The sequence below is a fragment of the Paenibacillus sp. TAB_01 genome (assembly GCF_043945595.1).
Classification (GTDB): domain Bacteria; phylum Bacillota; class Bacilli; order Paenibacillales; family NBRC-103111; genus Paenibacillus_S.
In genome coordinates this window covers 4,549,471-4,570,253 of sequence record NZ_JBIFNP010000001.1, presented here as the reverse complement: position 1 = coordinate 4,570,253, position 20,783 = coordinate 4,549,471, and the positions used below count along the sequence as shown (strand labels likewise).

17 protein-coding genes and 1 pseudogene are annotated in these 20,783 nt (G+C 50.5%); 14 read left to right on the top strand and 4 right to left on the bottom strand.

Translation table 11 applies throughout. The features are described 5' to 3' along the window. The first annotated feature begins 113 nt into the window (after positions 1-113). The 9 genes and pseudogenes from ACHHV8_RS22210 (at position 114) to ACHHV8_RS22170 (ending at position 10,052) form a co-directional block, all read left to right on the top strand. Positions 114-1,928 (top strand): cache domain-containing sensor histidine kinase, encoded by a 1,815-nt coding sequence (locus ACHHV8_RS22210; protein WP_395161647.1) that lies wholly within the window; start codon positions 114-116, stop codon positions 1,926-1,928. Beyond that, entirely contained in the window at positions 1,921-3,546 is a 1,626-nt protein-coding gene (locus ACHHV8_RS22205) for a response regulator (RefSeq protein ID WP_395161646.1), read from the top strand. The genes ACHHV8_RS22210 and ACHHV8_RS22205 overlap by 8 nt, the downstream gene beginning before the upstream one ends. Positions 3,547-3,685: 139 nt before the next feature. Further along, the gene (locus tag ACHHV8_RS22200; RefSeq protein WP_395161645.1) at positions 3,686-5,092 is read left to right on the top strand and encodes an ABC transporter substrate-binding protein; all 1,407 of its coding nucleotides are present in this window, start codon (positions 3,686-3,688) and stop codon (positions 5,090-5,092) included. A gap of 125 nt (positions 5,093-5,217) precedes the next feature. After that, complete coding sequence (locus tag ACHHV8_RS22195; RefSeq protein ID WP_395161644.1) at positions 5,218-6,012, top strand: putative protein N(5)-glutamine methyltransferase; 795 nt, start codon at positions 5,218-5,220, stop codon at positions 6,010-6,012. Positions 6,013-6,300: 288 nt separating this feature from the next. Continuing rightward, on the top strand, positions 6,301-6,870 hold the full coding sequence (locus tag ACHHV8_RS22190; protein ID WP_395161643.1) for a maltose acetyltransferase domain-containing protein: 570 nt from the start codon (positions 6,301-6,303) through the stop codon (positions 6,868-6,870). A gap of 174 nt (positions 6,871-7,044) precedes the next feature. Further along, entirely contained in the window at positions 7,045-8,040 is a 996-nt protein-coding gene (locus ACHHV8_RS22185) for a DUF1835 domain-containing protein (protein WP_395161642.1), read from the top strand. 96 nt (positions 8,041-8,136) lie between these two features. Then, a pseudogene (locus ACHHV8_RS22180) lies at positions 8,137-8,553 on the top strand (GNAT family N-acetyltransferase); the annotation flags it as partial. Between the two features lie 62 nt (positions 8,554-8,615). After that, positions 8,616-8,897: an NUDIX domain-containing protein gene (locus ACHHV8_RS22175; RefSeq protein WP_395161641.1), complete on the top strand. Its 282-nt coding sequence runs from the start codon at positions 8,616-8,618 to the stop codon at positions 8,895-8,897. 240 nt (positions 8,898-9,137) lie between these two features. Further along, positions 9,138-10,052, top strand: coding sequence for a DMT family transporter (locus tag ACHHV8_RS22170; RefSeq protein ID WP_395161640.1), 915 nt, complete (start codon positions 9,138-9,140; stop codon positions 10,050-10,052). 273 nt (positions 10,053-10,325) lie between these two features. On the opposite strand, the gene ACHHV8_RS22165 is transcribed toward ACHHV8_RS22170, so the two are convergent. After that, positions 10,326-11,063: an SDR family NAD(P)-dependent oxidoreductase gene (locus tag ACHHV8_RS22165; RefSeq protein ID WP_395161639.1), complete on the bottom strand. Its 738-nt coding sequence runs from the start codon at positions 11,061-11,063 to the stop codon at positions 10,326-10,328. Between the two features lie 237 nt (positions 11,064-11,300). Here ACHHV8_RS22165 and ACHHV8_RS22160 point away from each other — a divergent pair, with 237 nt between their 5' ends. Continuing rightward, entirely contained in the window at positions 11,301-12,503 is a 1,203-nt protein-coding gene (locus tag ACHHV8_RS22160) for a hypothetical protein (RefSeq protein ID WP_395161638.1), read from the top strand. Then, positions 12,451-12,900, top strand: coding sequence for a hypothetical protein (locus tag ACHHV8_RS22155; protein WP_395161637.1), 450 nt, complete (start codon positions 12,451-12,453; stop codon positions 12,898-12,900). The genes ACHHV8_RS22160 and ACHHV8_RS22155 overlap by 53 nt, the downstream gene beginning before the upstream one ends. A 570-nt stretch (positions 12,901-13,470) precedes the next feature. On the opposite strand, the gene ACHHV8_RS22150 is transcribed toward ACHHV8_RS22155, so the two are convergent. Next, complete coding sequence (locus ACHHV8_RS22150; RefSeq protein ID WP_395161636.1) at positions 13,471-15,066, bottom strand: sensor histidine kinase; 1,596 nt, start codon at positions 15,064-15,066, stop codon at positions 13,471-13,473. A 27-nt stretch (positions 15,067-15,093) separates the two neighbouring features. Then, a complete protein-coding gene (locus ACHHV8_RS22145) occupies positions 15,094-15,870 on the bottom strand; it encodes a response regulator transcription factor (protein ID WP_395161635.1) in 777 nt (258 codons plus the stop codon). A gap of 386 nt (positions 15,871-16,256) precedes the next feature. Between ACHHV8_RS22145 and ACHHV8_RS22140 the strand changes: the two genes are divergently transcribed. The 3 genes from ACHHV8_RS22140 to ACHHV8_RS22130 are packed head-to-tail and all read left to right on the top strand — an operon-like array spanning position 16,257 to position 19,355. Beyond that, the gene (locus ACHHV8_RS22140) at positions 16,257-17,579 is read left to right on the top strand and encodes an ABC transporter substrate-binding protein (RefSeq protein ID WP_395161634.1); all 1,323 of its coding nucleotides are present in this window, start codon (positions 16,257-16,259) and stop codon (positions 17,577-17,579) included. Positions 17,580-17,607: 28 nt separating this feature from the next. After that, entirely contained in the window at positions 17,608-18,519 is a 912-nt protein-coding gene (locus ACHHV8_RS22135) for a carbohydrate ABC transporter permease (RefSeq protein WP_395161632.1), read from the top strand. Between the two features lie 11 nt (positions 18,520-18,530). Continuing rightward, positions 18,531-19,355 carry a carbohydrate ABC transporter permease gene (locus tag ACHHV8_RS22130; protein ID WP_395163590.1) on the top strand — a complete coding sequence of 275 codons (825 nt, stop codon included), beginning with the start codon at positions 18,531-18,533 and terminating at the stop codon, positions 19,353-19,355. Between the two features lie 117 nt (positions 19,356-19,472). Here the strand turns inward: ACHHV8_RS22130 and ACHHV8_RS22125 are convergent, their stop codons facing one another. Further along, the gene (locus tag ACHHV8_RS22125; protein WP_395161630.1) at positions 19,473-20,681 is read right to left on the bottom strand and encodes a helix-turn-helix domain-containing protein; all 1,209 of its coding nucleotides are present in this window, start codon (positions 20,679-20,681) and stop codon (positions 19,473-19,475) included. Between the last annotated feature and the right edge of the window lie 102 nt (positions 20,682-20,783).

Genomic DNA, 20,783 nt, shown 5'->3' with positions numbered 1-20,783 from the left:
TCTAATGTTATAATGGGTTAGCCGCCATTCCGTAGAGAATGCGGCTTTTTCCCTACTTTCAGGATAGCGGGTGACTTCAGGAGATGCGTGCGTGGATCGGAAGACTTCATCAGATGAGACTAAGGAACAAGATTGCTTTATTGTGCGTAGCGATGGTGCTGTTCTCTACGGGGCTGTCGGGTTATTTGCAGAACCGGTATACGACCGGCGTCACGCGGAATACTTCGACCGTTCACTCGACGGAGCTGATGGCCCAGGTAGGCAATTATTTGGACGAGAAGCTCAAAGGGATCATTACGCGGCTGTACGTGCTTCGCAGTGACGACACGTTTAACCAGGCGTTATCCGGCTATTTGCTCACGAATGAGCCCCAGAATTACGCGAGAGCCTTGTCCTACTTCTCCAATGTGTTTGCGGAGCAGCGATTCTCCGAGCCGCTGGTTTCTTCCATCCTGCTGTACACGCCCAAAGGGATGTTCTACGATCTGCTGCTGCCTACGGATTACAGCAAGGATTTCAAACAATCCGAGTTATACCGGCAAATCGGCGCTCGTCATGAGTCTTCCTTATACTGGCTTCCTTTGATGAAGGGGGAGTTTTACCGGGAGCCCCAGGAGGTCATCCCCCTGGTCATGAAGTTTTCGATACCGGGATACAGCGAGGATCTGCTGCTGGTTATTAATTTGAACGAGCGGATGATCTTGAATTATATGCAGAATGCGCAGTCGGAAGCGGGGTACTCGACACTTATCGTAGATCAGACGGGAGAACTGATCGCTTCGGACAATTCGCCTGCCGTTGAGAGCTATAGAAGCCAGGCAAGGCTTTGGTCTGCCATGGCCGCCCAAGAAGCGGGCCACGAGCGAAGCATGCTCACGGGCCGCGAGAATTATTTGATTAATTATAGAAGCACGAATGTGGCGCCCTGGGTGATGGTGCATATCCAATCGGAGAAAGCGCTGCTGGAAAAGCTGCGTTCGATGAACGTATACCTGCTCTGGGTTATCGTGCTTTGCGCCTCGCTCAGCGTGGCGGTTGCGTTCCTCATGTCTTCCAACCTCAGCAGGCCGCTGAGCAGGCTGGAGAAGACGATGCACCGCGTACGGCTCGGGAATTTGGATGTGAGAGTAGATGACCGGAGCGAGGATGAGGTGGGCAAGCTGGGCCGCACCTTCAACTTCATGGTCGAGCAGCTGCAGGAGCAGATGAAGCAGATGAACTTATATATTGCGGAGCTGCAGGAGGAAAAGTACCGCGTCCATACGGAGCAGCAGCTGAAACGGCGCGCCGAGCTGAAAGCGCTGCAGTCCCAGATGTCGCCGCATTTTCTGTACAATACGCTGGACTCGATCAAATGGATGGCCGAGAAGAATGACCAGACCGAGATCAGCCGGATCGTGACGGCGCTTGCGACCTTCTTCCGGACGGCGATCAGCCGGGGCAAGGAGTTCATTCCGGTGCGTGAGGAAATCGAACATATCCGCAGCTATTTGATTATTCAGCAAATGAGGTACGGACAGCTGTTCTCCTATGAAATCGATGTGGACGCAGAGCTCAAGGAAGCGCTGACAGCCAAGCTGCTGCTTCAGCCGCTGGTGGAGAACGCCATCTATCATGGGATCAAGCCGCTGGAGGGAGGCGGAATGATCCGGATCGGCGCGAAACGCGGAGCGCAGGGAGAAATTCTGCTTACGGTAGAGGATAACGGAGCGGGCATTCATCCGGTGAAGCTGCAGCTCATACGTAAGCGCTTGCTGGAAAATCGCAGCCGCACGGCGGACGGGTATGGCCTGTATAACGTGAATGACCGCATCAAGCTTTATTTGGGCGAAGAGTGCGGACTGAGCATTGCGAGCGAGCCGGGCAAAGGAACGAAGCTGACGGCGCGGTTACGGGCGATAAGCAGAGAGGAGATCGAGCATGTATAAACTGTTAATTGTCGATGATGAGTCGGTGATCCGCGAAGGCATCGAACGAATGGCGCGCAAGCACTGTCCTGTCTTCGAGTCGATCTATACCGCCAAGGACGGGGAGGAAGCTTTAGCTTTGGCGCTCAATTACGTGCCCGATGTGGTCATTACGGATATTCAGATGCCGCGGATGGGCGGGCTGGAATTCGTCGAGCAGCTGAAATGCGACAATCCGGACGTCGTGGTGCTCGTTATCAGCGGCTATGACGATTTCGAATATGCCCAGAAAGGGCTGAAGCTTGGGGTGCAGGACTATTTGTTAAAGCCGGTCGAATCGGACGCGCTGGCCGAACGGCTGAACCAGGCGGTAGCGGAGCTGAACCGGAAGCAGGGCTTGAAGCGGAGCCTGGAGGATCTTCAGCAGCAGATTGCGCAAAGCCGGACGCTCTACAAGGAGCGGTTTTACCGGCAGCTAGTATCCGGCGGGCTCGGCAGCGAAGCGGTGGACGAGCAGGCGAAGGCGCTGGGGCTTCAGTTCCAGGCGGATTACTATGGCGTCGCCCTCGTCAAGATGCGGAGGAAGCCGGAAGCGAACCGGCAGGAAACCGAAGTGATGGCCGCCGCCTTGGCCGAAGATCTGAGAGGTGCGAACGGCCGGATCCGGATGGAGCTGCATCCTTTTTATATGAATGATGATGAGCTTGTGCTGCTGCTAGGGTACGGCGGAGCCGCGAAAGATAGCTGCTTCAAGGCGCTCGACCAGTACCTGATGCAGCTTGGCCATGCTTTGCAGAAAACGGTGCAGGTGGATGCCAAAATTGCGGCCGGCCAGCTTTACGCCGAGCTGCACGAAGCCGGAGCTTCCTATCAGGAGGCGGAAGAGGCGATGCTGTACCATTTCTCCCTGACCTCACGCGTCCTGGTTCACTATGAGGAGATTTCAACGTCCATCGTCCCCGGCGTCCTGCAAACCGACCGTTTGTACGATGAGCTGCTGCTGCAGGTGAAGCTGCTGGAACGCGAAGCCGCTCATCACGTTATCGGTCAGCTGTTCGGCTATTTTGCCTCGCTGTCGGGGACCAATCCGCACTGGGTCAAAATGTCCGTGATGGAGCTGGCGATGAAGCTGATACATCTGATGGAGGAGTCGGGCATCGGGCTCGGGCTGTTTTTTCAGGACAAGGAGTATGACCCTTACCTCAACATTTATCAGCATCAGGACGCTGCGGCGCTTCAGGGCTGGATGGGGCAGTTCGTGGACAAATGCCTGGACGAAATGGCGAAGGGCAAAGAGAAGAAGGGCGTTTCGTACATTGAGAAGGTCAAAGCTTATCTGGATAACAGCTTGTCCGACAGCAGCCTGTCCATCGCCGATGTCGCCGCCAAGCTTTATTTAAGCCCTAATTACCTGCGCCAGCTGTTCCGGCAGCAAACCGGGGAGTCGTTCGTCGAATACGTAACCCGCATCCGGATGGAAAAAGCGTTGGAGCTGCTGCGCGACCCTTTGCTGAAAATACAAGACGTGGCCGAAAAGGTAGGCTATGAGGAACAACGCTATTTTTCCAGCTGCTTCAAGAAATATTATCAGATGACGCCGACGGAATACCGGGAGGCTTTTGCCGAAGGCATCGTTTGAACGTGCGGAGGCAAACAAGATGTGCAGAATCTGAACATGAAATCTGTGGATTTTGGATTCAGAAACGGAACCTGGGACTGATACACTAAGCTTGTAGGTTTGAAAGGGTTTTCAAAAATAACAAAAGGGTGATCACAGAATGAAACCAACCGTAACCGGTCTTGTAGCCGGAGCCTTGACCTTGTCCCTTCTGGCAGGCTGCTCGACCGCACCAAGCGACAAGAATGCCGCTTCCGCTACGACAGCAGGGGGCTCCGAGACGAAATCGGCAGCCAAAACGAAGATTAAAGTATGGACGATCAACCGCCACGATCAGGATTATATGAAAGCGGCGCTGGACAAGTTCAATAAAGAAAACAAGGATAACATTGAAGCCGAATACCAAGTGTATTCCGAGAACTTCACGCAGTCGCTCGATATCGCGCTGGCAACGAACGAGGGTCCGGATGTCTTCTTCGACGGCTCCACCGCTTACACGGACCATCTGCCCAAAGGGGATTTGGCTCCGCTGGACAAATATTTGACACCGGAATTTAAACAGCGCTTCGGCGAGGGCGCCTTCATTGAAGGCATCAACATGCAGGACGGCAAAATTTACTCGCTGCCTGCCGTAGGAACGACGCCGCGACTGTATTACAATAAAGGGATTTTCGAGAAAGCGGGGATCGCCGGACCTCCGGCCACCTTGGACGAGATGGTGAAGGACGCCAAGCAAATTTCCGACAAGCTGAAGGGCCAGGGCATTTACGGCTTTGCGGCAAATTTGAAAAGCCCGTCCTCCGCGCTGCAGCGCTCGATTGACTTCATTATGATGCGCAGCGGAGGCGTGGAGTCCGGCTATGACTTCAAAACCGGCAAATACGACTTTACCGGCTACAAGCCGATTCTGAATGCGTACAAGGAGATCTTCACCTCCAACGCGGCCTTCCCGGGCTCGGGTTCCCTGGATATCGATCCGCTTCGCACGCAATTCGCCGCCGGCAAAATCGGCATGTACATTTCCTGGACGCATTCCGAGCCGGGCGTCTATCAGAACCAATTCCAGACGAAGGAGAATTGGGACGTCGCTCCGCTGCCTACCATTGACGGTGTGAAGGGCTCGCAAAATATTTATTTGGCCGGCCGCTGGTTCTTGATGAATGCGAAAACGAAAAATCCGGATCAAGCCTGGAAGGTCATGAAGTACCTGTACAGCGATGAAGTGCTCGCAGGCTATCATGAAAAAGGGCTCGGCCTGGTCATGGTGCCTTCGATTCTGTCCAAAGCGAAGCAGCCGGAGATCATTCAGCAAAAGCCGAGTCTCCAGTTCGACGACAAGGATAAGGTGTGGCCGCCGGTGCCGACCAATGTGAAGCCGGAGGGCAACGACATGTATTTCATCATGAACGCGATCATTATGGGCGCATTGGATGCGGACAAAGGTCTCGCCGACCTGAATCAGCGTTACAATGCAGCGCTGGATAAAGCCGTTGCAGACGGCAAAACGAAGCGGGTACAGTATCCGGACTTCACGCCGGATAATCCCGGTAAGGTGTTTAGCAAGTAAATAGGAATACGATGAAATGCTCGGATCGTTTGGCTATAAGAGATTCTTACTTGTTAAAAAACCGCGATAACCTATAGACTGGTATTAATGATTATATCAAATCCAATGCCAAAGTAGGTTGATATGTGAATTATCGCGAGGATGAAAGTACCGTTTGGGGTTCGGTTGTCCGGAAGCTTCGCGCGGCCGGCTGTGTTTTTGCTGAGGATGAGGCCCGGCTGCTTATAGCTTCTTCACGGGATGCTGCCGAGCTGGCCGAACGGGTCGACCGGAGAGCTGCCGGATTCCCCCTTGAGCACATTATCGGATGGGCGGAATTTTGCGGATTGCGAATTGAGCTGGAGCCCGGAGTTTTCGTGCCTCGGCCACGAACCGAGTTTCTTGTTCGGCAGGCCGCGGCTCTCATTCAGCCGGGAGACGTCGTCGTTGACCTGTGCTGCGGATCGGGAGCTTTAAGCGCCGCCTTAGCGGCTTCCAAGGGGCAGATTGAATTGCACGCGGTTGATATCGACCCTGCCGCAGCCCGATGCGCCCGCCGTAATATTCATTTAGACAAAGGCTATGTGTATGAAGGGGATCTCTTCCGGCCGCTGCCTCCGCAGCTGTATAACCGTGTCAACGTTATTGTCGCTAATGCCCCCTACGTACCTACGGACGCCATAAAACGGATGCCCACGGAGGCCCGAATCCACGAGGCAAGGATCGCGTTGGATGGAGGAACCGATGGTCTTGATATCCACCGAAGAATAGCGGCTGAAGCCCCTCTATGGCTTGTACCGGGAGGCTGCCTGCTCATCGAAACCGGCGAGAGGCAGGCGCCATTAGCTGTCGAACTCTTTGCTCAGTCCGGGCTGCTCGTATCCTGGGTTCGATCCGAGGAGCTGGACGCTAACGTTGTCATAGGGATCCGATCGCTCTAAGCAAGTCGAGAAAAAGTATTGTTCTGGCGTTTCATCCATGTTATTATTTGAGGCATATCCATTATATTCCATTAACAGCTTTACTCTCGTCCTTTATGGGGACGGGAGTTTTATTTTATATTCCAATATATATCTTAGACCATGTAAAGAAAGAGCTGTTTCAAAGTATAAAAAGTACAATTGAAGACTATGGTGGAACTATACTAAAGCCTCAGGTTGCTGCTTTGTTCCTTGCAAGGAAAAAGAAGTGATTCATGAATACAGCTTCTATATGAAAGGATGTAATGCATGGAAATTAAATCCGAGAAGCAAAAGATGTTAGCTGGAGAGCTGTACTTAGCATCCGATCCGCAATTAACAAGAGATAGAGAAAATGCCAGGAAATTGACGCGATTGTTCAATCAAACCGTAGAAACGGATTATGATAAACGGGTTGAACTTCTCAAAGAGCTTTTCGGTTCAACGGGAAAAAGCATATATATCGAACCGACGTTTCGTTGTGACTACGGCTATAATATCCATGCAGGCAACAACTTTTATGCTAACTTTGACTGTGTGATTTTGGACGTATGCGAAGTCCGTTTTGGTGAAAATTGTTTTGTGGGACCAGGCGTACATATTTATACAGCCACTCACCCGCTTGATCCTTTGGAACGAGCTGCCGGTGCAGAATTCGGGAAGCCTGTGACGATGGGGAACAATGTCTGGATAGGCGGAAGAGCAGTAATCAATCCAGGCGTTACCGTCGGTGATCATGTGGTTATTGCTTCCGGAGCCGTAGTGACCAAAGACGTTCCCGACAATGTCGTCGTAGGAGGGAATCCTGCCAAAATCATTAAGAACATCAACGTACAATAAAATAATGATGACGCAGCTGGCGGGACGCGGTGACGTCTCTGCATCAAGGGGTAAGTGGAAGGTTCGAATATACGGATGAGCAACAGTTATATGCAAGCATGAATCTAACAAAACGAGGCTGCCGACAAGAAACGGCGGCCTCCATATAAAAACAAGGATGAAGGAGGGACAGGAATGCTGCATATTGTAAATGGAGATTCGGTGGGAGATAAGCTAAAGCAAGCGGGAATTCAAGGAGATCTATTCGTGTGGAGAGAAGTGTATTCCATTGGACCGGTATTCAGCGATATGGCTGGGGAAAACAACCGATCCGTAAGAGCGCATGATCTGGAGCATATTCTGAATATTCCTCCGGCAGACTATATCTCCACTTGCGAGAACCAAGAGAACAAATTACAACAATTCCAGAAGTACGAAGAGATTGTATTATGGTTTGAGCACGATCTGTTCGACCAGACGATGCTGTGTTATTTGCTCAACTGGTTTGCAAAGCAGCCGATAGGTAAAACGAAATTGAGCCTGCTATGCATCGGGGCTTACCCCGGAATCGAATTATTTCGCGGCCTGGGTCAGCTTACTCCCAAGCAATTAGAGGCTCTGATGGGAACTTGGCGGCCGATTGGGCGCCGGGAGCTCGAGCTGGGGAGCAAATGGTGGGAGGCCTATACCTCGCCAGAGCTGGAGAAGCACATTGAATTCCTTCAGGAAGATATGTCGGCGCTCCCTTTCGCAAGAGCTGCATTTGAGGCTCATTTATCCCGGCTGCCCTCCACTTACAATGGTCTTGGGATGATCGAGCGAAGCACTTTAGAGCTTGTCGCTTCAGGAGTAAGCTCTCCATACAAATTATTCGAGCAGGCGGGAAACGAGTTGAATGATTTGGGCATGGGTGACTTGGAATATTGGTACCACTTAGCGAATATGTCGGAAGAGCCATACGCGTTATTGCATGTCCAAGGGGCTACGGATTTTCCCGACTTCACAAATTCAGTACCGTCATTCCGTGATTGTGTCATTACTCTAACGGAGCTGGGGCGAAAAGTGCTGGCTGGTGAAAAGGATTGGGCAGAGGTAAAGGAAATGAATGCTTGGTACGGAGGCTTCCGATTTAAAGGGCATCCATTAGGATGGCGTTGGGATGCTTCGCGCAGGCTGGTCCAGCGGATGTAAGTGAAAGTATGGTGAAACAGGCGTGGCGCTGTCTGGAGGATGAGTAAATGGGCGTATGTATATCTTTAGTCAGGCCAACAGTCGATTTGAAGGAAGAATATCCAAGCTATGATTCAATTCCTGCTGAATAATGAAAGAGGAGAAAATTTACCTGAAAACTGGGTTCCCGATTCTACATTTTGGTTAGTTGTCGACCATAAGGTGGTTGGTGCTGTTAACATTAGACATCGCTTAACTGAAAAACTGCTTAATTGTGGCGGACATATTGGATATGGAATCCGGCCAAAAGAGAGAAGAAAAGGCTATGCAAGTCAATTATTAGCATTATCATTGAAGAAAGCAAAAGAGTTAGGAATCAAAAAAGCTCTAGTTGTTTGCGACGAACTTAACACTGCTTCTGAAAAAACAATTTTGAAAAATGGCGGCGAACCAGATTCAGACTACGTCGAGGAAGATGGAGATGGAGGGGGGAACCATACTATTCTGGACTATTTATTGATCAATGATTACTAATGATGATTCCCACCAGCGAGCGATACCATTTTATGTACTGCAAACGTATCAAGTTTCGCGCAATGAAAAATCAATCACATTTACTTGCAGCAGGAATTTTAATAATTAAAAATAAAGCTGTGTTATTAGTTCGTGACAAGCATGGTTGGAGTTTACCGAAGGGTAGCTGTGAGAGTGGGGAAACGTTCGAGGTAACTGCCACACGAGAAGCTAAAGAAGAAACGGGACTAGATATTCTAATTATAAAATTTCGTCCGCAGGTGATTCCTTTTGAGCATTGGATCATTAACAAATCCATGAAATATCACTCTTTTGACTTAGATGTTGAAGGATTTAAAGTATAGTGGTGTTACAATCATAAAATAGCCGCGTTAAACGATAGTGCAGATTGCGTAGATAATAGAGTATGATAAAATTGGTGCTGAGTGTTAAAGGTGAAGGAGATGCTGGACCAGGCTTGGAAGTTTTCTAATTGTAGGACCCCGCAGGTTTCGCAGAGCGGCTTTTGCATGCAAATGCAATGAATCAGCGGATGCGGGGGCTATCGCTATCTTATCTAATTGGACGTCAAGGAGAATCATTTCATGCCAGATCGAACAGTATTTCTTAAACTATGGGGCGTCTCTCTGCTCTGGGGAGGCAACTATGTGGCGAGCGCGTATATGCTGCGCGATTTCTCGCCGATTTTTCTTTCATTCGCGCGTTTAGTGGTCATGTCGATTTTCCTCATTTCGGTGGTTGCCATTAATAAATCGATTCGGCGGCCGAAGAAACGTGAGTGGGGTTTGCTGCTGATGGCCGGTATTACTGGTACGCTTATCAACCAATTGTTTTATTTTACCGGGCTGCAGGAGTCGACAGCAGGTAATGCCGCCCTAATCATCGCGCTTGCCCCGATCGCGACGACGCTGCTGTCGCGTGTATTCCTCAAGGAGGTTATCACCAAGCAGAAGCTGGTCGGAGCCATCGTGGCGCTTATCGGCGTCGTCTGCATTGTCCTATACGGGGGCAAACAGTTGGGCATCTCCCATGGCGATGTGTATTTGCTTGTCGCGATGCTGGGCATGTCGGTAAGCCTGCTGTTCATCCGTAAGTTGACGGCGGTGATGACTTCGTACGAGGTAACGATCTACTCCACGGTGATTGGCACAATTCTCATGTCGCCTGCTGTTGGAATTGAAGCGCTGAACGGCGGCATGCACGCCAGCCATCGGGTATTTACATGGGTATTACTTGTCTGCGTTGCCGTTATCGGCCAAGGACTGGCGGGCTTCTGGTGGAATCAGGGCATTGCGGTCGCCGGGCCATCCATGAGCGCTATGTTTATGAACATCCCGCCATTCATCGCCATCATCGTCAGCCATTTTGTGCTGGGCGATCCGATCATGCTTGCGCAACTGGGAGGCGGGGTGCTGATTTTGGCCGGTGTCGCGATCACGAACTTGAAGTTGCGGTTACCTCGCCGGGTGAAAGCTGGATTGGACTTCAAGGATGCCTGACCGAGTTGGTGGAATTGAACCTGCCTGGTCGTAAAATTTGTTGGGGTATTTTGTATTTATGAGGGAGTAAGACTCGTCCGAGCCTTACAGGATCTTCGACGCTTATGATAAACTTTATAGTTGGGACTCAATAGTTGAATAAACAACGAGGCTGCAGGTATGCCTTGGCAGCCTCGTCGTGTTCATTTACAGGACACTTATTTTGATTTTAAATAACCAAATAAGTAAATAATTGGAAGTGAATAAGATTCAAATATGAACTAAAGGTATGCGTTAAATAAACATTCCTCCATCAACGACCAGTGTCTGGCCTGTTACAAATGGCGAATGGCCAATTAAAGAATAGGCGGTCTCGGCTACATCTTCCGGAGTAGCCACCCTTCCCAGAGGGGTACCTTCAGCAAGGTGCTTAATATGTTCTTCCTGCCCAGCTACCCAGCGCGTCTGTACAATTCCAGGCGCTATGCCATTCACGCGAACATCCGGAGCCATAACGCGGGACAGCGATTTCGTCACGCTGATCGCCGCCGCCTTGGAAGCGGCATAAGCGATCGAGCTTCCCAGACCGGTCATTCCTGCAATGGAAGTAACGTTAACGATGCATCCTTTTTGCTTCTTCAATTCAGCTGCTGCCGCACGGCAGCAGAAAAACAGTCCTTTGACGTTGACATCCATCACTCTGTCCCAATATTCGTCCTTGAGCCCTTCCAAATCATCATGTTTAACAAAATCGGTAACACCGGCATTGTTGACCAAAATATCCAAACGTCCGAATTTGTTTATCGTTTCTTGGACCATTTGCCTTACCTGCTGGTCGTCGGACACAGTCGCTTTATACAGCAGACTTTGTACGCCTAAAGCTTCAACCTCCCGCTGTGTTTCAAGCGCTTCCTGTTCCGATTTGGAATAGTTAATTGTAACATGGACGCCTTCCCGAGCCAGACGAAGCGCAATGGCCCGGCCGATGCCGGTTGCCGAACCGGTAATCAGCGCGATTTTTCCTTTTAACACAGAACCGCCTCCTAATAGATATAAAAATTGGATTCCCTATTTATTTCTAATATATCATAATTGGTTTATTCTTTACTGACAAAAGGGGAGACATCATTGGAAACCTGGATGCAGCAATATCGGAATTATGAAACCCATATTATAAAAGTACAAAGGGATCGTAAACATAAAATTGATATCATGGTATAATATAGGAATTTAAACGAAGTTCATTCAATTGAAAGGAGAACGAATCGGATGAAGAAAAAAAGGTTATCATTCGCTTCTCTCGGGATTGCGGCATGCCTAACCTTAGCCGGTACGCCGTCCGTTTGGGCAGCAGAGATTGGAGAGGTGACCGGACAGGTTCTATCCACGGATATCCGTGCGTATGTAAACGGTACTGAGATTCCCTCGCTCAATGTAGACGGCTACACGGCGGTAGCGGCGGAGGATCTTCGTGAATACGGCTTTGATGTAGCCTGGGTCCCCCAGGAAAGGAAAATTGTCATTCGCTATGCCGGGAAAAAGGAGCCTCATCCTCTGCCCGTCCAGACAACAGCGCAGCCGCCAGGCACCAAGCTGGCTGACGCCTTGTATACGGACATCACCGCCTATTACGGAGATCAAGAGATTCCCTCCATTAATATCGGGGGGAGAACGGCTATCAAGCTGAACGATTTGTCCGCCTTTGGCAGTGTGGTGTGGTCGGAGGGAGAGCGGAAAATCAGCTTCACTCCCAAGGCGGAAGAGAACGGTTGGTTCACCGATAATCCGCTAATCGTGCGGGAGAAGGACTCTGTTAAAGTAGACAATATCCTGATCGGAGACCCGCAGATCATGTGGAATGGGGAGGAGGTCGGCCGGACGATCGATTATGTCCCTATGCTGGATGTATCTTGGATTGCCGGTATGCTTGGCTATACGGCGAAAGAAACGGAAGACGGCAGTCTGCTGGTAGATAACGGGACCAACGGGTTTATCCTGAAGGAAGGCGACAACCAAGTGGAACTCGTTTGGTTTGGGACGACTGCCGGGGAAGCGGAAGTTTGGAAGAAACCGGTCAAGCAGGACGGCAAATGGCTGCTTCGAGAGCCGGATCTTAAGGAATTGTTCGGATATGAGTCGGTATGGAGTCCAGAGACGCATATGGAGAATATTACGTACCGGCAGCTGATCGTGGAAGACCATGGACTTAAGCAGCGTGTGGATAATTATAATTATATTGTCCGCGTAGACGAGTTTATCCAAGGAACGTCCGATCTGCCCTTCCTTGGTCTTGGAAAAAAAGTTGACGGGCAGAAGATTCTCGCGCCGGTCGTTGCAGGCGGCATGGCTGATGCTGAAGAGGGTGAACCTGAAGTACAGACTGGATACGTCTATCAGCATGGATCTCGGAACAAACCATATGCTGCTTCAATTGACCCAGAACAGGCGTATTTTGTTTTATGCGGAGTATGATGTGGAGCTTCCCCTGCAGGAGCTGGATGCCATTCTGGACCAGAATACGTCGTTCAATTCCGGAGACTCCACCCGTCTAGTGAAAGTGACGCCGGAAAAGGCATATCAGGAAACCAACAGCTCGGACATGACCTTCTCGGGAACGGTGGACAGGATCAATGGCACCGGCTTGACTTTTAAAGTGGAACGTCAGCAGGGAGACGCATACGTGCAGGAGGGCGACCCGATATCGGCGCCGTTTGAAGGCGATCGCTTTACTGCAAAAGTGAAACTGCCCGAGTCTTCCGGAATGTACCGGGTGACGGCATACACCCTGCTCACCAATCCCAAGGGCTCCTTTCAGATGCCGGTGGCCTATTGGTACATTCAGAAGACGGACCCGGCAAGCAAATCATGATTCAAAGAGCAATAATAGCTTGGTCCCGATCTAATCTATTAATTATTCAAAAAGCTGGAGGATTGAGCAAAGGAGGTCACTGCGTGATGCAGTGACCTCGAGCTTGTTAAGAACCCCCTCACACATGGTGGGAGACTCCGGTGGGGTATCTTCCTCCAGCTGCTGTTAAAATCCATGAATGGGATTAGAATTTGCGGTAATTTCATGGATTTTAAAGGCGGACGTATACTCCTCCGGAAGATACCCCACCAGCGTCGAGGCCACTGAAAAAACAAGCGTAGAGTCCGGAATCGTTCTGTAGAAGCGAAAGCGTTCGCCTTTGTCCCTGGATTTCAACCGCTAAAAGCGGTATATAATCAAAGAAATACAGGGACAACAGCGATCGGAAGAATGTTCCGAACTCGCAGTGATTACTTTTTCAGCGGCCCCCCTGTGTCTGTGCTCATTTTCACTTAAGGCAGGTTTCGGGCAGCCCGAAGGCCACTGCGTGATACAGTGGCCTCTTCTTTTTGCCTCTATAACAGATACCGGATCACGAGGCCATTGTATGCCTCATGATTTCACCCTTCCCTAAGCACGGGCCGGCACTTTAAAATAAATCGCCGTTCCCCAGCCCTCCTTGCTGCGAATCGTGATTCGGCTCGTCTCCCCGTAGGCCAGCACCAGCCGCTTGTTCGTATTGAGCAGCCCGATATGCTGGGAGTAGCCGTCCTCCTTGTTCAGATTGGAGCGGATCAGCTGCAGCACCTCCCGGCTCATGCCAAGCCCATTGTCGACAATAACGATATCTAGATACGGACCCGATTGGCGAATTTTAATTTTAATCCGGCCCGGGCCTTCTTTTTCCTTGATGCCGTGGTAGATGCTGTTCTCGACGATAGGCTGAAGCATCAGCTTCATCACCTTCCAATGCAGCACGGTGGAATCGTAATCCAGCACCACATCGAATTTGTCCTCATACCGGTATTTCTGAATCTGCAGGTAATGCTCCAGGCTGCTGATTTCGGTATCCAAGGTGACGGACTCCTCGGGGTCGGTTAAGGAATAGCGCAAAATTTCCGACAAATTATCGATGATGCGGGTCACCTGATTCGGGCGTCCCGTAAGGGCGATGGTTTCCCAATTCAGCGTTTCCAGCGTATTGAACAAGAAATGCGGATTGATTTGCGATTGCAGCGCCATCAGCTGCGAAGCCTGCAGCTTGTAGCGGCGTTCCGAGTAGCTGCGCTGCGTCATGTATAGGGCCAGCATGGAACCGAGAATAAAAGAAATCAGCAGCAGCCAGATCGTAATTTTAATAATTTGGAACGGCACCTGATACAGTGCGCTCTGCGGAACAATGGAAATATATTTCCAGCCGTAGCGGACGGAAGTTAACTGGGTCACGATCAACGACTGATCGGGGGTTTTAACCGTATAGAACGTTTGGCCCGACGGAAGAATGCTTGCGAGATCGAGGCTTGTTAAATAGGCGGGCTGCTTGTCGCTGAAAACAATTTCGTTCTTTTCGTTCACGACCAATATGCACTGATCGGGAAAGGTGGAGAGGGACCGCAATATATTCTCGATATACCCCGGAAGAATATTGAGCACCAGCACGCCCCGGCCGTTATTAATTCGCTGATAAATGGTCACCCGTCTTTGCTGCTCCGCATTCTGGCCGATAGACTTGATATAACGGGACTCGATCCACAGCTTCACATGCTCATCCTGCCGCTGAAACTGCTCGAACCACTGCGTATCGTCATACGATTTCAGCTCGGATAGTCCCTGCTTGGAGGAAATAAACCGCCCGTTATCGTTCGGCAGGTAAATGTAGAAGGAATCGATATACTGCCTGGCATTGGCCGGGGCGTTCAGGAAGCTTTTCAGCAGATCGAATGAAATAAGATCCTCATGAGAAAGCGAACGGTTGCGCATAATGGAACTCAGCGCATCGATGATTTTGAGATCGTTGTCATACACGAGCATCATCGGATCCGTTTCGCTGACGATAAACTCGATATTTTCCTTGGTCTGCTTCAGCAGGTTGACGGAGTTTTTGTTAATATCCTCCTTGAGATAGCTCTGCGATATTAGAATGGAGAGGGTCCCTAGAATAATAATGGGAATGAGCAGGGGAAGCAGGAACATCATAAGATGCTTCATGAAAAAAGTATTCTTCATCGTGTCTCCATCCGTATCGGTCTGACGTTAATTCGGCGTATTGCGAAACTCGCGCGGGCTTTTGCCGAAATACAATTTGAACGCCCGGGAGAAATTTTTGGCATTATCGTAGCCGACCGCGCTGCCGATTTCGTAGGATTTGTAGGAAATATCCTTCAGCAGCTCCGCGGCCTTCTCCATTTTGACGGAAATGACGTAGTCCGAGAAGTTTTGTCCCGACCATTTTTTGAAATATTTGCTTAGATAGTGCAGGCTCATATGAAAGACGCCGGCGGCTTCCTCCAGTGTGACATGCTGATAATGCTCGGTGACGTAAGCCTTGATGGCAGTGATTTTTTTCTCGTGGTATCCCTGCTCCTCCTGGTTTTCTTCGGGTTCCACCGGCTCAGTGGGAGGCTCAGCGGTAAAGCGCTTTCCATTCAGCTTCTCGTTATCCAGCTCCGCTTTAATCCCGGTAAACAGCTTCAGCAGTTCCTCATATTTGGTCGGTTTGATAATATAGCCTTTGACGCCGAAGCCAAGCGCTTGCTGCGCATATTCGAATTCCTTGTAGCCGGACAGGAAAATAATTTTCGTATCGGACTTCCGGTTATGCAGCTCTTCGGCCAGCTCGATGCCGGACATGACCGGCATTTTAATATCGCTCAGCACGACGTCCACTTCATGATGAAGAATATAATCCAGCGCCTGCTTGCCGTTCTTGGCCTCGGACACGATCTCGAAACCGATATCGTTCCAGGGAAAGTAACTGCATAGGCCCATTCGTATTTTGGTCTCATCGTCAGCCACCAACAGCTTGTACATGCGTCTGATGCCTCCTTAGGGTTAAAGCTTGTCCATGCTTCTCAGGAAAAGGGGAGTCCGGCGAAAATCAGGTGACGCAGGTGAACGCTTGCACACGGCTCCAGGAGGGTTCAATCCGGCCCGCCGCCGCTGTTGCACCGCATCAACTATAGCCGGGATTCATGTAAGCTTCATTATAAGTTACCGTTAAATCGCTTACAACACCATAGCAAATAATGAAAACTTATGGCAAATCCTGCGCCCATTTTGGCGTTCGGGAACGAACAAAGATAGACAAATATTCAAACCTTTTGACAAACCAGATGGATTTAAGTTGCTTTGGCGCGTTGCTATAATTAATTTGAAAGTGCTTACAAATAAAAATGTCAGGCAAAGGGGACTTCGAAATGAAAAAAACAGCAATTATAAGCTCGGCCGTTGCCGTTTCGTTATTATCTATCGGCTTGGTCGGCTGCGGCAGCGGTTCGAGCGAGCAGGGGGCTGCGGCCGGAGGCGACAGCGGGAAAGCAGTGACTTTACGCTTCTCCTGGTGGGGCGGCGATTCGCGGCATAAGGCGACCTTGGATGCGATTAATCTGTACCAGCAAAAAAATCCGAACGTGACCATCGAAGCGGAATACGGCGGCTTTGACGGATATGAGCAAAAAATCAAGACCCAGCTGGCCGGCGCTACGGCACCGGATATTATGCAGCTGGATCAGCCGTGGCTTGCGGAATTGACGAGCGGAAACGAGCTGCTGCTTGATTTGAACTCGCAGAAAACGATTGACGTCAGCAAGTTCGATGCAACTTATATGAAAAGCTTCATGACCTACAACAACAAAGTGGTCGCGCTTCCGATGGGAACCAACGGCCGATCGATGATCGTGAACAAAACGCTCGCGGACAAGCTGGGGATTCAGGTCGATCAGGCCTGGACCTGGGATACGCTGCTGGAAACCGCGAAGAAGATTCGCGAGAAGGACAGCAAGATGTATTTGCTTGACTCCGATCTAGGCGTCGTGTCCACGATGTTCGGCAACTATCTCCGCCAGAAAACGAACAGCCCGATGGTCAAGGACGACTACACGCTTGCGTTTACGAAGGAGCAGGCGGCCGAAGCTTTCGATTGGGTGCAAAAAGCGTTCAAGGCCGGCGTGTACCAGCCGCTGGGGGAAAGCCAATTGTTTACGGGCAAAACGGATCAAAACCCGAAATGGATCAACCAGGAGCTGCTGGCTTACGATGGCTGGAGCAGCGAAATCGGCAAGTACAAGGACGCTTTGCCTAAAGGCACCGTAGTGGAAAGCGTGCTGCCGGCTTTGGCCAAGGATGCCAAGACAGGCGCCGCACAAATCCGCCCTTCGATGGTAGTAGGTATTAACAAGCGCTCGGAGAATCAGGCGGAAGCTTTGAAATTCGTCAACTGGCTGCTGACCGATCCGGAAGCGGCGAAGACGCTGGGCGATGTTCGCGCCGTACCGGCTCTGGACTCGGCTAAAAATGCGATTGTAGAAGCGAACAAGCTGGATAAAAACATTGCCCAAGCGGTAGATCTGGCCTCCAAAAGCCAAGCGGTTCCGGACAATGCGATCTCGCAAAATTCCCAGCTGGGCGAGATCTCGAAGGACCTGATTCAGAGAATCGCGTTTGACAAGACCTCTCCCGACCAGGCGGCCGACGAGCTGATAAAGCGGTATACAGAGAAAATTAAAGAGCTGAAAAAATAGACATCACGTACAGGATGGAGAGATGACCATGCAGCAGGCTCTGAAAAGAAAAAGGAGCAGAGCATCTTATATCGGGCTGGTATATATCAGCCCCTGGATTATCGGATTTCTGCTCCTGCAGCTTTATCCGTTTCTTGCCTCAATGTATTATTCCTTCACATCGTTTGACCTTATTAACACGCCGAAATGGATTGGCTTGAAAAATTACGTCGACATGTTCACGAAGGACGACATGTTTTACCAGACGCTCAAGGTCACTCTGATCTATGCTTTGATCGCCGTTCCGGCCAAGCTGGCTTTTGCGCTTCTCGTCGCCGTTATTTTGAATGTCAAGATGCGAAGCGTCAATTTCTTCCGCACGGTTTATTACCTGCCTTCCATCCTGGGGGGCAGCGTCGCGGTAGCGGTCCTGTGGCGGTTTCTGTTCATGAAGGAAGGCGTTATTAACAACGTGACTGCAATGCTGCATCTGCCAGCCGTCGATTGGCTGGGGAACCCGAAGCTGTCGCTGTTTACGATCTCCATGCTGAACGTATGGCAGTTCGGCTCTTCTATGGTCTTGTTTCTTGCAGGCTTGAAGCAGGTTCCCGGTGAGCTGTACGAGGTCGGCCGGGTGGATGGAGCGTCCAAGCTGAGAATGTTTTTCTCCGTCACGCTGCCGTTGATCACCCCGATTCTGTTATTCAATCTGGTTATGCAGATCGTGAACGCGTTCCAGGAGTTTACCGGAGCGTTCGTCATTTTGCCGGATGGGGGCCCGCTGAAGTCGACTTACTTATTCGGAATGAAATTGTATGACGAAGGCTTTAAATTTTTGAAAATGGGCTATGCGTCCGCCTTGTCCTGGGTGCTGTTCAGCATCATTTTAATTTTCACGCTGCTGGTGTTCCGCTCTTCTTCGTATTGGGCGCACTATGAGGATGGAGGGGACAAACATTGAGGAATGAATCCATGCGCAAGGCAGTCACCTTTGTATTCATGTGTGTGTTCGGATTGATTATGATTTATCCGCTGATCTGGCTCTTCAGCGCTTCCTTCAAGTCCAACGAGGAAATCTTCGGCTCATTGAGCCTGTGGCCGAAGGAATTTTTATGGAATGGCTATCAGAACGGCTGGAAGGGCTCCGGCCAATATTCGTTCGGGTTATTCTTCATGAATACGTTCAAGCTGGTGCTGCCGACCGTGTTTTTCACCGTAGTTTCGAGTACCCTTGTAGGCTATGGATTCGCCCGGTTTCAATTTCCGTTGAAAAGGCTGTTTTTTGCGCTCATGATTTCCACGCTGATGCTGCCTAATGCGGTCGTCATGATTCCGCGCTACATTTTATATAAAAACCTGGATTGGCTGAACAGCTATTTGCCGTTTATTGTGCCGGCGGCGCTGGCGACGAACGCGTTCTTCGTCTTTATGCTGGTGCAGTTTTTCCGCGGCCTGCCGAGGGAGCTTGATGAATCGGCCAAAATGGACGGCTGCAATTCGTTCATGATTCTGGTCCGGATCTTGCTGCCGTTAGCCAAGCCGGCGTTATTCTCTGCGGGAATCTTCGAGTTCATCTGGACCTGGAACGATTTCTTCAATTCTTTGATTTATATTACGAGCGTCAAAAAGTTTACGGTTTCGCTGGCGCTCCGCATGGCGCTGGATAATTCGGCAAGCATTGCCTGGAATCAGGTGCTGGCGATGTCTGTGGTAGCGATTATCCCCTGCATTCTTGTCTTTTTCTTCTCGCAAAAATATTTTGTCGAAGGCATCGCCACAACAGGCATCAAGGGCTAGAACGCGCTAAGCGCAATTCCGCCCCAGACCAAGTAACCCGGGTACGGCACTTTTATAGTGGCCGCGTCCGGGTTTTTGTTTATCATGGAGCAAGGCTGTGTTAATGGCTGCAGGACCTCAATATATTTGCTCTGGAGCCCATTCTCCCGTGAGAGGATCTCCCGTTAAATAAGGAAGCCTCAGCTGCCTGGAGGCGGTGTGCAAATAATTCCCCCTGAAAGCAATCGGGTGAAGGGAGCTTCCGGCTGCATTCCCGCCTCCGGCAGCTGCGCTGTCATTTAAATGAAGGAGTGTTTCCAAATCGCGCGTATAAACCGCCGCATCCCATCGGACACGGGCGATAATTTCCGCTACAATGCTCTGCGGGAACCCGGCGGCTTGTGAAATAATGGATACGGCCTTCATCGGGGTATCTCGTACGATTTGATGGGCGCGCAAGTGGGCTTTTAGATAGGCAATCACGCACGATTCGTTTCGCTGCGACCATTGCTCCTGAGCTACGATTCCGGTTAAGTAATCATCGCCCAGACCTTCGTCGAAAATCACCTCGCCCACTCCCTGGAACTTAGCCAGGCTAATATACGGCTCCCACATGGCGCTGGCGCCCTTACTCATCCCCCGGATGCTCGTCAATATACTGCTCATGTCCTGATGAATCACTTGAGATGGCTGACCGCCGAGAGCGGCCAGAAGCCGGTTTACCCGGCATCCGGCGCTTGAGTTCATAACCGTCGAAATGCTCAGCCCTGCAAGCTCCTCCGGCTCATGGATGTTGGAGCCTCTGGGAACGACAATGGAAATCCCCTGGCCGCGCTGGGATTTGCCGTCGAATGCGAGCAATACCGGGTTGAAATTGGGCAGGAGCCGGCTGAGCTGCTGGCTGACGACAATAGGATAGTCGCCCAAATAGGCGACATGGACGCGGCCTGCGATCATGTCTTCCACCAATTCAAGTCCGCTGACGGCGTTCCGCCACTGTACGGAAAACACGCGCGACGGCTCTAGGAGCGCCAGCTCCTCCTCGAACAATCTCAGTTCTTTGATGATCAACGGACTCCACATATAAGCAGTTCCGCTCTGGTAGCCGATGGTTATCGTTTCCGGGCTGGAGGAGAGAGGTCTTCTTTCGGCTTCATCGGCAGCAAGCACCGTAGTTTGGCGGCGAATCCAGTGCTGCAAATCCTCTTTATGAAAATAAATTTCTTTACCTATTTTAATGAAAGGAAGGCGCTTGGACTTGCGCCACCGGTCCAAGGTCGACCGGCTTACTTCCAGCAGGTCCATCGCTTCTTGAAGTGTCATCAGATTCATTCGGTGACCGGACATTCGCATCGCTCCTTTGAAAATGAATGCCATAGTTTCAGTATAGTAAGTTTCTAAAGAAGGCACAACCCCAATGTGATATGACATGACATAAAAGTGGAATTT